The sequence below is a fragment of the Acerihabitans sp. TG2 genome, assembly GCF_035013185.1.
Classification (GTDB): Bacteria; Pseudomonadota; Gammaproteobacteria; order Enterobacterales; family Enterobacteriaceae; genus Acerihabitans.
Genome location: NZ_JAYGJO010000010.1, coordinates 1 through 12,924, shown reverse-complemented (window position 1 = coordinate 12,924; position 12,924 = coordinate 1). Strand labels below are relative to the sequence as shown.

At 57.5% G+C, this 12,924-nt stretch carries 10 protein-coding genes; 3 read left to right on the top strand and 7 right to left on the bottom strand.

Features of this window, described 5'->3' with window-relative positions; genetic code table 11:
* Positions 1 to 96 precede the first annotated feature (96 nt).
* The 4 genes from hutU to SJI19_RS10750 form a co-directional block, all read right to left on the bottom strand.
* The gene (hutU, locus tag SJI19_RS10765; RefSeq protein WP_323478261.1) at positions 97 to 1,782 is read right to left on the bottom strand and encodes a urocanate hydratase; all 1,686 of its coding nucleotides are present in this window, start codon (positions 1,780 to 1,782) and stop codon (positions 97 to 99) included.
* Positions 1,783 to 1,809: 27 nt separating this feature from the next.
* Positions 1,810 to 3,372 (bottom strand): histidine ammonia-lyase, encoded by a 1,563-nt coding sequence (gene hutH, locus SJI19_RS10760; RefSeq protein WP_323478260.1) that lies wholly within the window; start codon positions 3,370 to 3,372, stop codon positions 1,810 to 1,812.
* A 351-nt stretch (positions 3,373 to 3,723) separates the two neighbouring features.
* Positions 3,724 to 4,314 carry a HutD family protein gene (locus SJI19_RS10755; protein WP_323478259.1) on the bottom strand — a complete coding sequence of 197 codons (591 nt, stop codon included), beginning with the start codon at positions 4,312 to 4,314 and terminating at the stop codon, positions 3,724 to 3,726.
* Complete coding sequence (locus SJI19_RS10750; RefSeq protein WP_323478258.1) at positions 4,311 to 5,684, bottom strand: formimidoylglutamate deiminase; 1,374 nt, start codon at positions 5,682 to 5,684, stop codon at positions 4,311 to 4,313. The genes SJI19_RS10755 and SJI19_RS10750 overlap by 4 nt, the downstream gene beginning before the upstream one ends.
* A gap of 188 nt (positions 5,685 to 5,872) precedes the next feature.
* Between SJI19_RS10750 and hutC the strand changes: the two genes are divergently transcribed.
* Genes hutC through hutG form a run of 3 tightly spaced genes read left to right on the top strand, consistent with a single transcriptional unit; the run spans position 5,873 to position 8,691 of the window.
* A complete protein-coding gene (hutC, locus tag SJI19_RS10745) occupies positions 5,873 to 6,583 on the top strand; it encodes a histidine utilization repressor (RefSeq protein ID WP_323478393.1) in 711 nt (236 codons plus the stop codon).
* A gap of 55 nt (positions 6,584 to 6,638) precedes the next feature.
* A complete protein-coding gene (gene hutI, locus SJI19_RS10740) occupies positions 6,639 to 7,856 on the top strand; it encodes an imidazolonepropionase (RefSeq protein ID WP_323478392.1) in 1,218 nt (405 codons plus the stop codon).
* Between the two features lie 34 nt (positions 7,857 to 7,890).
* Positions 7,891 to 8,691, top strand: a complete 801-nt coding sequence (gene hutG, locus SJI19_RS10735) for an N-formylglutamate deformylase (protein ID WP_323478257.1) — start codon at positions 7,891 to 7,893, stop codon at positions 8,689 to 8,691.
* Here hutG and SJI19_RS10730 read toward each other — a convergent pair.
* The 3 genes from SJI19_RS10730 to SJI19_RS10720 all read right to left on the bottom strand — a co-directional run bounded on the left by SJI19_RS10730 (position 8,688) and on the right by SJI19_RS10720 (position 12,758).
* Positions 8,688 to 9,233: a nitrogen fixation protein NifQ gene (locus tag SJI19_RS10730; RefSeq protein WP_323478256.1), complete on the bottom strand. Its 546-nt coding sequence runs from the start codon at positions 9,231 to 9,233 to the stop codon at positions 8,688 to 8,690. The two genes, hutG and SJI19_RS10730, sit on opposite strands and share 4 nt — an antisense overlap.
* Entirely contained in the window at positions 9,233 to 10,690 is a 1,458-nt protein-coding gene (nifB, locus tag SJI19_RS10725) for a nitrogenase cofactor biosynthesis protein NifB (RefSeq protein WP_323478255.1), read from the bottom strand. The genes SJI19_RS10730 and nifB overlap by 1 nt, the downstream gene beginning before the upstream one ends.
* A gap of 166 nt (positions 10,691 to 10,856) precedes the next feature.
* Entirely contained in the window at positions 10,857 to 12,758 is a 1,902-nt protein-coding gene (locus tag SJI19_RS10720) for a hypothetical protein (RefSeq protein WP_323478254.1), read from the bottom strand.
* Positions 12,759 to 12,924: the final 166 nt, after the last annotated feature.

The following is a 12,924-nucleotide window of genomic DNA, read 5'->3' as shown; positions in this document are numbered from 1 at the left end:
CCCCCCCAATAAACACACTGGTTTATTAAGCATAGCAGCGCCCTGCTGTTGGCGCGCCTAAGCTCGATGAGGGGGGATACCCGCTAAAGCTGACGCTTATCTGATCATCGGCAGTTTAAGCCCATATTTTTCCGCACACGCAATGGCGTCGGGATAACCCGCATCGGCATGCCGCATCACGCCGGTGGCCGGATCGTTCCACAGCACCCTGGCCAGCCGCTCGTCGGCTTTTTCAGTGCCGTCGCAGACGATAACCATGCCGGCATGCTGTGAAAATCCCATACCTACGCCGCCGCCATGATGCAAACTGACCCAGGTCGCCCCGCCGGCGGTGCTGAGCAACGCATTCAGTAACGGCCAGTCGGATACCGCATCCGAGCCGTCACGCATGGATTCGGTTTCCCGATTTGGCGAGGCCACCGAACCACAGTCCAAATGATCACGGCCAATCACGATAGGCGCTTTCAGTTCACCGCTGCGTACCATCTCGTTAAACGCCAGACCGGCCAGGTGACGTTCTCCCAACCCCAGCCAGCAGATACGCGCCGGCAGACCCTGAAAGGCAATGCGCTCACGCGCCATGTCCAGCCAGCTATGCAGTAACGCGTTATCGGGAAACAGTTCCTTAAGCTTGGCATCGGTTTTATAAATGTCTTCAGGGTCACCGGATAACGCCACCCAGCGGAACGGACCTTTGCCTTCGCAAAACAACGGACGAATGTAAGCCGGGACAAAACCCGGGAAATCAAAGGCATTGCCCATACCTTCATCAAATGCCACCTGACGAATATTATTGCCATAATCTACCGTGGGCACACCCATGGCATGGAACGCCAGCATGGCGTTAACATGTACCGCCATGGACTTGCGCGCAGCGCTGATAACGCTGGCAGGATCGGCAGTCTTGGCAGCATTCCATTGATCGAGGCTCCAGCCGGACGGCAGGTAACCGTTCAGCGGATCATGGGCAGAGGTTTGATCGGTGACGATATGCGGGCGCGCACCGCCGGCGGCAGCGCGTTTGGCCAGTTCCGGCATAATCTCGGCTGCATTACCCAGCAACCCGACGGAAATGGCTTCGCCCTTGGCACAAGCGTCTTCAATAAGCTTTAGTGCCTCATCTATATTATAAGCCTTGTGATCCAGGTAGCGGGTGCGCAAACGGAAATCAATGCGCGATTCCTGGCATTCAATGGCCAGTACGCAGGCACCGGCCAGCACACCGGCCAGCGGTTGGGCCCCACCCATGCCACCCAGTCCGGCGGTCAAGATCCATTTGCCGCGCAAATCGTTGCCGTAGTGTTGGCGTCCGGCTTCGGCAAAGGTTTCAAACGTCCCCTGAATGATGCCTTGAGCGCCGATATAAATCCATGAGCCGGCGGTCATCTGGCCATACATCATCAGGCCGGCCCGGTCGAGCTCATGGAAATGTTCCCAATTGGCCCAATGCGGCACCAGGTTGGAGTTGGCGATCATCACGCGCGGCGCGTCCACATGGGTACGAAATACGCCCACCGGTTTACCCGATTGCACTAACAGTGTTTCGTCTTCCTCTAAATCCCGCAGACTGGCCAAAATGGCCTCAAAACAGGGCCAGTTGCGCGCGGCTTTGCCAATGCCACCATACACCACCAGATCATCGGGGCGTTCGGCCACATCGGGATCAAGGTTGTTTTGGATCATGCGGTATGGGGCTTCAATCAGCCAGTTCTTGCAGGTTAATTCACTGCCGCGTGGGGCGCTGACGGGGCGGGCGACAGCGTTGCTGAAGTCATCTTTCATCACGGATTCCTTTATGGTCAAATCGGCTTATCGGGGTGTCGGTAGGTGGCTGGGCAATAACCTCAGCACGTCCGACGGCACGCTGAATTCGGCGACCCACAGGCGCATCGCCTCAATATCCGGCGCCAGTAGCCGGTCTTGGGCTAAGAATGCCACACGTGCACGGATGTCGGCCAACTGTTGTTCAAGTATCGCGGAGCTGTGTAACGGACGGTTGAACTCAATGCCCTGCGCGGCGGCCATGGCTTCAATACCCACCACTACCGAGGTGTTAAAGCACATATCGCCCAGGCGACGGGCGGCAAAGGTAGCCATCGACACATGATCTTCTTGATTGGCGGAGGTCGGCAGACTGTCTACACTGGCGGGATGGGCCAGGGACTTATTTTCCGACGCCAGCGCGGCGGCGGTGACCTGGGCAATCATAAAACCGGAATTGATGCCGCCTTCCTGAATCAGGAACGGCGGCAGTCCTGACAGTCCACTATCTAACAGTAATGCCAGCCGCCGTTCGGAGATCGCACCGATTTCCGCCACCGCTAAGGCGATGATATCGGCAGCGAACGCCACCGGCTCTGCGTGAAAGTTGCCGCCCGAGATCACCTCACCGGTATCGGTAAACACCAAGGGATTATCGGATGCGGCGTTGGCTTCGATTTGCAAGGTGCGCGCAGCAAACAGCAAGTTATCCAGGCACGCCCCCATCACTTGTGGCACACAACGAATGGAGTAGGGATCCTGTACCCGACCGCAGTCAGCATGGGATACCACGATGTCGCTGCCGTCAAGCATGGCCGATACCGCTCGCGCCACCGCAATTTGTCCCGCTTGTCCGCGCGCTTGGTGGATTCGTGCATCAAAGGGTTTCACCGAGCCTTTAATCGCTTCCAACGTCAGGGTGCCGGCCACCAACCCGGCGGCAAACGAACGTTCCGCTTCGAACAGCCCCACCAGCGCCAGGGATGTGGACACCTGGGTACCGTTTAACAGTGCCAGGCCCTCTTTAGGCGCCAGTTTCACCGGTTCCAGCCCCACCAACGCCAGCCCTTCGCACGCGCTGATCAACGCCCCATTAACTCTGACCTGCCCTTCACCAATCAGCATCAATGCCAGATGTGCCAGCGGCGCCAGGTCGCCCGACGCCCCGACTGACCCTTTGGCGGGGATGCAAGGCATAACGCCTGCGTTGTAGAGCGCCAGCAAGGCATCCACTACCGATAAACGAATGCCAGAATGGCCACGCGCCAAGCTGATGATTTTGCACGCCATCACCAAACGCAATACATTATCGTCCAGCAGTTGGCCGGTACCGACGCTGTGGGACAGGACCAGATTACGCTGCAGTTCCGCCAGGCGCTCGGCCGGGATACGCGTTTGCGCCAGCTTACCAAAGCCGGTGTTAATGCCATAAACCACTTCGCCGGTTGACAGAATCTGTTCCACCGTGCGCTGGGCGGCATTAATGGCCTGAGCTGCCGCAGGATCGAGGGAGAGCGCCACCTCACCGTGGTAGATAGCCCGCAGGGTGGTCAAATCAACCTCGCCCGGCACCAAACGACATGGACGTAAAGATGTTGCAGAAGGTGACATAGTCTATTCCTGTCTATACAAGCCAACGGCGCGAGAACTTAAGGTTAAACAGCGTTTTCGCGCCATGATGAATTTTGGTTTATTGACCAAACGCCGGTCAGAGTATGAGTATAACCGGCTATCGTGTTTAGGTTATCCTTGCCTGAGCGTTGCGCTGAATTGTGTATAGTCTTGTCTATACAAGATAGCATTATCAAGCAAAGCCTGTGCCACATTATCCTTTGGCCGCGCCCCCCCGCCATGCCGTCGGCACTGAGTGGCTGCGGCATGGCTATCATCCCGGTTTATGCCGACCGCCCATCTCGGCGGCAGCGCTTATTGCAGTTCGTGTCTTCGCCCCATTATGGCGCACTATGCACTACTATCAGGCAGGCGGGCGGTAATGTCTGCCCACAGCGCCAGGCCGCCCTGCACTGCAGGATACGGCGATAGTGTGCCAGCGTCGGCATGCCACCAGATACCGTTTCGGGCCGTCATCGGCATCTGGCCGGCCAGATGCCACTCGCCCGCCAAGACATACAGCACCCCGGCGTGATCGGCGGGTAATAACTGTGGCCCGGTGATGAGCCGCACTTCGGCAGTATAAGCATCCCGGCGCGTCATAATATTAAAATCCAGACTTGGACCACCCACCAATGTGGCATGAATCTGATCCTCACCGGCAAACGCATGTGGCCGTCCGGGTTGGATCAACGCATGGGAGATGCCGCCGGCACTGTGCAATACCACCCCCGATCCCTCCAACAAGGTAATGATGCGATCTATTCCTGGAAAAGCCGAGAAATCCCCATCGCAATCCAGGGTGGCAATGCTGGCCCGCCACCCAAAAGTGCCGGGTTCGCCCTGCCCTGGCCAACTGACGATTTCCCGGGTGGAACCACCGCCATTGCGCCAGCGGCTGACCGGCAGACGGTCAAAGGAGAATGGCGTTGGTCCGCTCATATTGCCTCCTCACGCAACTCGCGTAATACGCGGGCAAAGTCGGTGGCACTGGTCTGTTCCAAGGGATGGTGGCCTTGATTTATCACCTGTTTCCCGGCCACAAACACATCGCGAATTTGTCCCGGTCCGCCGGCAAAAATCCAACGGTTTAGCAGCCCGTCATCAGGAGTGCTCTGGATATAGGGGTCGTCACCGTCAAGCACCAGCCAGTCAGCGCGATAGCCGACCTCGAGTCGCCCGATCGCCACGCCGCAGGCCTGGGCGCCGCCAGCCAGCGCGGCTGAAAAGAGATTATCCCCCACTGAGGGATGTTGCTGGGTAACCAAACGGTTGCGGCGGCGATCCCGCAGGCGTTGTCCGTACTCCAGCCAACGCAACTCCTCGACCACGTTGAGCGAAACATGACTATCGGAACCGATGCCCCAGCGTCCACCCTGGCCGAGATATTCCGTAGCTGGGAATATGCCGTCGCCCAAATTGGCCTCGGTGGTGGGACACAACCCGACCACCAGCTGATGACGCGCCAAGGCGCTGACTTCTGCGGCGTCAAGGTGGGTGGCATGGATCAGGCACCAGCGGTCATTGACCGGCATGTGATCCAAAAGCCATTGCACCGGGCGACATCCCGACCAGGCGAGACAGTCATCGACTTCCTTTTGCTGCTCCGCCACATGAATATGCACCGGAAAATCCTGCGGCGCCGCGGCCAGGACGTCAGTGAGTTGCGCCGGGCTCACCGCCCGCAGGGAGTGGAAGCACAGGCCCACGCGCTGTAGGGGTACGTCGACCAGAGCGGATGCCAACGTTTGCTGCTGGTGCAGATAGGTTTGTGTATCCTGAATAAACCGCCGTTGACCGGGCTGGGCCGCCTGCGCACCAAAACCAGCATAGCTGTAGAGCACCGGCAACAACGTCAGGCCGATGCCGCTTTGGGTCGCCGCCTGGCTGATTTGCAACGCCATTTCCAGCGGATTGTCGTAGTGCTCTCCACCCGGTGCGTGATGCAAATAATGGAACTCCGCCACCTGGCTATAGCCTCCTTTCAACATCTCAATATACAGTTGACGGGCGATAATCCCCACCTGTTCCGGCGACAGGCGTTGCACCATGCGATACATCAGCTCACGCCAGGTCCAAAAGCTATCCGTAGGATCGCCAAAGATTTCACTCAGCCCGGCCATGGCGCGTTGAAACGCATGGGAATGCACATTAGGCATCGCGGGCACCACTGGACCAGCCAAGGGTGTCGCCCCCAGTTGACTGGCGTTCGGTTGCACCTCGATCAGTTGCCCTTGCGGGTTAACATGCAGCAGCACATTGTGCTGCCATCCGTGCGGCAATAACGCTCGCGGGGCAAAATAGACGGGCATGGCGATTTCCGGTTAGGGTTAAAACATCGGGTTTAAGGAAGCATCCAGAGGAAATGCTTATCCACTTGTCTATACATATACATACGCTGAATTGAACAGTAAACTACTTTATTATTTCCCCTATTGTTGAGGTTGGAAAAGTGACTGAGCTACATGAAATACAGTCCGCTGCGCAACTTACTGCCATTATGAGTGATTCGCCCGCACCGATTTATCAACGGGTGAAACAGGCAATAGTGCAGCAAATACGCTCCGGCGTCTGGCAGCCACACCAACGAATTCCTTCAGAAAGTGAGCTGGTGGCGGAGCTGGGCGTCAGCCGGATGACCATCAATCGCGCGCTGCGTGAGCTGACCGGAGAAGGTTATTTGGTTCGCATGCAGGGGGTCGGTACTTTTGTCGCCGAAATCAAGCCACAAACCGCAATGCTTGAAGTGCGTAATATCGCCGATGAAATTGCCGCCCGCGGGCATCGGCATAGCAGCAAGCTGCTGATCCTGGAAGCACGTCAAGCTACCGGCGAGGAAGCGCTGTCATTGGGCATCCAGCCCGGACAACGGTTATTTCACTCGTTGATCGTGCATTATGAGAACGATATAGCCGTGCAGTTGGAGGATCGTTGTGTCAATCCCCTCACCGCCCCGGACTATCTGCTGCAGGATTTTAATCACATTACGCCTTATTGTTACCTGACCCAGGCGGCACCGCTGACCGCCGGCGAGCATCGGGTCGAGGCGGTATGCGCCAGTAGCCGCGAGCGTGAATTATTGCAATTGGCGGACAACGAACCTTGTCTGCTGATCCATAGACGCACCTGGTTCGGCAAATTGGTGGTCACCTCGGCACGCCTATTGTATCCGGGCAGCCGGTACCAGCTGTTTGGCAGCTTTATTGCTTAACGTTACCGTAGCCGGAAACCCAACGCATCAGCAATGTGACGTATGACGGGAATTTATCATGTCTTTAACACACTATGACAGTATCTGGTTGGGCGCCGATGTGGCGACGCTGCGCGATGGTCGTTACGGCATAATCAAAGATGGCGCCGTCGCGGTCTGCGGCGATAAACTGGCCTGGGTGGGTCCGCGTAGCGACCTGCCGCCGTCCTGTGGCGCGGCCATTCATGATTTTGGCGGTGGCATCATCACGCCGGGACTGGTTGATTGCCATACCCACTTGGTGTTTGGCGGTGACCGCAGTCGTGAGTTTGAGCAGCGGCTCAATGGTGTGAGTTATGCGCAGATTGCCGCCGGTGGCGGCGGTATTCTGTCGACGGTTAATGCCACCCGCGCGGCAAGCGAGGATGAGCTGTTGGCGCTGGCCGAAGCGCGGTTAGCCATGTTATTGGCGGAGGGGGTGACCTGTATTGAAATTAAGTCCGGCTATGGGTTAACGTTGGACAGCGAAATTAAAATGTTGCGAGTGGCCAGGCGCATAGCGCAAACGCATCCGGTCACGGTGAAAACCACCCTACTGGCGGCCCATGCGATACCACCCGAGTTTGCCGGACGAGCCGATGATTATGTGACGCTTATTTGCCAACGGTGGATCCCTGAGGTGGCAGCCCTGGGTCTGGCCGACGCGATTGATGGATTTTGTGAGCACTTGGCGTTTTCCCCAGCACAGATAGCCCGGGTATTTGACGCTGCGCGGGCGGCGGGATTGCCGGTAAAATTGCACGCCGAACAGTTATCATCCTTGGGTGGCGGCGCGCTGGCGGCGCGTTATGGGGCACTGTCAGCCGATCACCTGGAATATGCTACCGAAAAGGATGTACAGGCTATGGCGCAATCGGGCACCGTGGCGGTGCTGTTGCCCGGAGCGTGTTATATGCTACGGGAAACCCAACTGCCACCGGTGGCGCTGTTTCGCCAGTACGGGGTCCCTATGGCCTTGGCCAGTGACAGTAACCCCGGCACCTCGCCTGCTTGTTCGCTGCGCTTGATGCTGAATATGGGCTGTACTTTGTTTCGCCTGACGCCGGAAGAAGCGCTGGCTGCGGTTACCATCAACGGCGCGCGGGCACTGGGACTGGAGACCGAGTTGGGTACGCTTGAAGCCGGAAAAATGGCTGATTTTGTGCACTGGCCCGTGGCGCACCCTGCAGCGCTGGCTTACTGGCTGGGTGGACAACTCCCCAACACCGTGGTCTATCGCGGCTTACGCCGTTAATGAATTCATTCGCCGCTAAAAAGAGGGGAATAGTATGACAATTTCTGACGTTTTTACTTATGAAGCCGGCACGGTTCCGCTATTGGTGAGTATTCCTCATGCCGGGACCCGGTTAACCCCGGCGGTGGAAGAGGGTCTCAGCGATGCCGCCCGTCCATTATCGGATACCGACTGGCATATTCCTCGGCTGTATGATTTTGCCCGCGCCATGGGTGCGCATATTCTGACGGGGAATTATTCGCGTTTGGTGATTGATCTTAATCGACCATCGGATGATCAACCGCTCTATGCCACTGCCACCACCGGCCTTTATCCCGACACGTTGTTTGACGGAACCCCCACCTTCAAACCGGGTGCCACACCAGACGCGCAAGAGCGTAAGCGTTATCTTGAACAGATTTGGCGCCCTTACCATTTGCAGTTACAACAGTGTCTGAGTGTGATTAAAGCACGTCATGAATATGTGTTGCTGCTCGACGCCCATTCCATTGCCTCGGTGATTCCCCGGCTGTTCGACGGTACCTTGCCGGATCTCAATCTTGGCACCAACGACGGGGAAAGTTGTGCACCGTCACTTTGCGATGAGCTCACGGCGTTTTGCCCCCACCAGCCGTTCAGTTCAGTGATCAATGGCCGGTTTAAGGGTGGATATATTACCCGCGCCTACGGCCAACCTCATGCACAACAGCATGCGGTACAGTTGGAGTTGGCACAGTGCAATTATATGCGCGAACAGGCGCCGTATGACTACCTGCCCGAACGCGCCAGTCAGCTACAGCAGACATTGCGCGCGCTGCTGGCGACCTTGTTGGCATGGGGAGAACGGCCGCGTTAATCCTCGGGCGAAAAACAGCTCGCTTGCTCGCAGCAGCTATCACAGCTGGGCGAGCGGCAGTTGATTTCACCACTTTCTATCAAACACAGCTGGCGATAAAAAAATTTTTTCCAGCGCATATTTTGCTGATTCATCAACACCAGCTCGGGAAAACAGTCCGTCATCAATTGACGTAATTCGCCGCGCGACGCTAGACCCAGATCCTGCCAAAGATGGTTAAAACCCATGGAGGCGGTGGCGATCAAACGATCAAGCGGCGCGGCGTCCGGCACCCTATACTGGCTCAGCCATTGCGCCAGATCCAAACATTCCTGCCGCCGCCGGTCTTGTAATGTCAGCAGCAGCCGATCCTGCTCGTTGAGCGCGGCAGATCGGTCTGCCGGCGCCAGCAAAACCCGACACATCAGTTGCTGGTAGTCTGAGGCCGACAAACCCATAAATAACGGGAAACGGGCGTGCCCCTCCAGGTGGTTAACCGCCAGGCAACGCAGCCATTGGTCTGCCGGCGCACTAGGCATCACAGCGCTAGGGGGATTGAGCATCAGGCGACCCCTTTGATGTCCGTATCAGGCCGGGCAGCATGGGAATTAGCGCCGCCGTTGTCCGCAGCGGTTTCACGCTGCCGCCACCACTGCGCCACCGTTTCCATCAGCGGTTGCCACGCCCCCTTGATATGCGGCTCGATGCCAGCCTGCTCCAATTGCTGCCAGGGTCCCATACCAATACGTGCGCAAAATACCGCAGCCATATCCCCCAACAGGTCAACCAGCGCCGTCAAACGCTGCTCATGTTCCCGCGCATTGTCTGCTTCGCACACGTTTTTATCGGTACAAAACGGCGGGGTGAATCTTTCACCGATGGAGATTATGCCAGCGGCAGAGACACTATAAATCTGAAAGCGCCGCACATGGCCGAAATGTTCATCAATGGCGATGCCATTGCGGGTTGCCACTGCGACCAGACAGGCTCCGGCCGATTCCGATTCTCCCTGGCTGGCGATACCGGCCTGGATCTGTGCCCGTTGACGCAGGATCGGCAGATAGGGTACCTGGGTGGTAGGCACTGACGATAGCGGGAAACTTTGGCTGCGATCTTCGCCCAACATGCCGATAGCATCCGCCCGGCACTGCTGGCAGTGTGCCATTTGCGGCATCGAACCACCGCAACGGCTGCGAACCTGATCAACTTCGGCGCTGGTGGGCTCCCGCTGGCCGCGTAAGCCATACACCGTGCCATGCTCCGGTTGCGAGATCAGCGGCATGACATTGTGCAAAAACGCACCCCATTCACGGGCCTTTTCACTGACCGCCGGCAAATGATGATCGTTGACACCGGGTATCAATACCGAGTTAATTTTAACCAATACCCCACGTGCGCTCAGCAGACGGATACCTGCCTGTTGGCGTTCGAGCAATATAGCGGCCGCCTCTCGCCCTTCCACACGTGACCCGTCCACCCACAGCCAGGGATAAATTTGCGCGGCGATATCCACATCAAGCGCGTTTACCGTCACGGTGACATGATCAACACCCACCTCCACTAGCCGGTCCACCACCTCAGGCAAAGCCAGGCCGTTGGTCGACAAGCATAACTTGATGTCAGGTAGCGCCAGGCGCAGCCCTTCGAGGGTATTAAAGGTACGGGCAATGTTGGCCAGCGGGTCGCCGGGACCGGCGATGCCGATAACTGACAACTGCGGCAGCGCTGCGGCCACCTGACGCGCCTTGGCAATGGCCTGCGCCGGCGTCAACACCTCGGACACCACGCCAGGGCGCGATTCGTTACTGCAGTCATATTTCCGATTGCAGTAATGACACTGTAAGTTACAGGCCGGCGCCACCGCCAAATGCATACGGGCGTAGCGATGATGCGCATTGCGCGAGTAACAAGGATGCAGCACCGCTTTATCCGCCTGTAATGGCGTTAACGACGCGCTGAAATCTGCGGCGCCGACAGATCCACAGCCGCTTTTGGTTGATGATGAATCACAGGATGCCATGTAAACCGCCTTAGTCAGAACCACGTTAAGGAGGTTATTGCAATAGCCATGCCGGTGACCAATCTGTCATTATAATAATAAAATACAATAAGTTAAGTTAATTAAACCTCCTTAACAGCTTGTGCCGAACCATGCCATAAAAAGACATTGTCTTAAAACCGACAATTTATTCACCTCGGGGTGACCGACGATAAAGGGTAAAACCATTAGTATCCGCTGGTCGGCGCCCACGCCACTCGACCCGGTGCGCGGGCGGCACGGGTGGCGGCGTTACCCCGTGCTCTTGTACCAGCAGCAGTTCACAGTGGGTTGCCTGGGGATTTTTAGTGACACCGTCACCTTGGCCGGACCACCCATTATAAATGCGGATCCCGGTTCGGCCTGTGACGTAATGCAGCATCCCCAACTCTGATTCCCCGAGCCTGTCGGTGGCCACACAGTGGGCCCCGGCAAGATGCCCGGCTAATGCAGTAAAGGTTTCCTGATAACTGCGCGCGGCATCCAGCCAGGGCATCAACAACGAAAATGTGACGCTCCACACCACCGACAGGCCACAGGTCCAGGACAGCAATAGCCCCACGCCGGCGCGGGCACGGATGACCACCCACCAGCAGGCTATCAGCCCCAGGGCGATAACCAGTGCGGCCCACTGCCGCTGCAGGTCGAACGGTACCGGAAACTGCTGAGCGACCCCGGGCCACAGCATCAGTAACAGCGAGGGTTCGCCTCGCTGCACCAGTTGAGCCCAGGTGATCACAACCACCAGCAGCAGCAGACCTACCAACAGATTCCACAGGCCGCGCACCCAGATCACCGGGCCGGAATGGACAATGACGCCGGCGCTCGAGTCCCCTCTCGATTGTGCCAACGGTACGGCCAACAGTGCCAACGCCGGATACACCGGCAGCAGGTAAATATCCCGCATGCTTGCCGATGAACATAACAGCAGGATAAAGAGCGCGGCATACACTGCGATAATCGTGTATGCCGGGTGACGCTGCGCCAGGGTGAGCAGGCGACGTAACCGGCCTGGCGCGCCAAGGCCCATGCCTATTGCCAGGCCAGGTAGCGCCACCAGCAGCAACAGCGACGCAGGCGCGCCGTTTACCAAGGTCGACACCATCCGGTCACGTAACGGGTTATCATGCCCGCCTAGCGCCGTGCCCCCGGTGAATCGTCCCACGTTGTTGACCCAAAACCATTCATCAAACAGTCCCGGCGCAGTCTGATATAACGACCAGGGCCAGGGTAGGATAAACGGCAGCGCCGCCACGCCAGCGGCAAGGTAAAACCGCCGCCCGGTAGCCTGTCGCCACGCGGGCAGTAACCAACAGCACAGCATACACACAAGACCGATGATACCGGGAACCAGCAGTCCTTTCGACAATAGCGCCACACCGACCCCCACCCCCAACATAACGCCTTGGCGGATCGCCTGATGCTGAATCGGGGCCGCTGCCGGACTGCGGGGACAGGCGCGCACCAGCGCCGCCAGCGCCAGGGCGGCACCAGCCAACTGGCCCAGGTCGGCGGTGAATTTATGTATATGTTCGGCCAGACCGAGGGTGCCCACCAACAGCGTCAGCGCTAGCATACGCCAGGCCACCGGCCCGAGCTGCGCTGCAGTATCCACCGACCCGGCCGCGCTAGCGCGGGTTTCGTCATACAACCATGAAGAGGTACGGCAAAAGGCCCACCCCGTCAGCGCCACGCACAGCACCACCGCCAGGCGTGCCGCTTCGTGCGGCGCCAGCCAGGGCAGCCATCTGGCGCACAATGCGCCGAGCCAAAACATCAGGGGCGGTTTTTCCAGGAAGGGGTCAGCTCCCACATGGGGCACCAGCCACCGATCGTTTACCAGCATATTCCACACAATGCCAAACGAATAAGGCTCATCGGCTTTCCAAGGAAAGCGGCCAAAAGTACCCAGCAGACAATAAGCGGCAAACAAGATCACTGTGCAACGGTGTACCCAGAATTGATTTTTTTCCTGTTGCGCCATGCTATTAGCTGAGGGTTCTGTGAACATGCCCGCAAGCGAAAATAATCGATAAAAACGCGCCTTCATATTATGACATATACCTCATTAACATCCTTGATAATAATAAAACCTAAACTACATAAAATTAATAATTAATGAAGCTAAGCGGCTATATATTCACATTGTAGCGCTGTTATATTCCACGTTATAAACATGTTGTTTGTTCACTGATTACAATCACTCGGCCAGCACC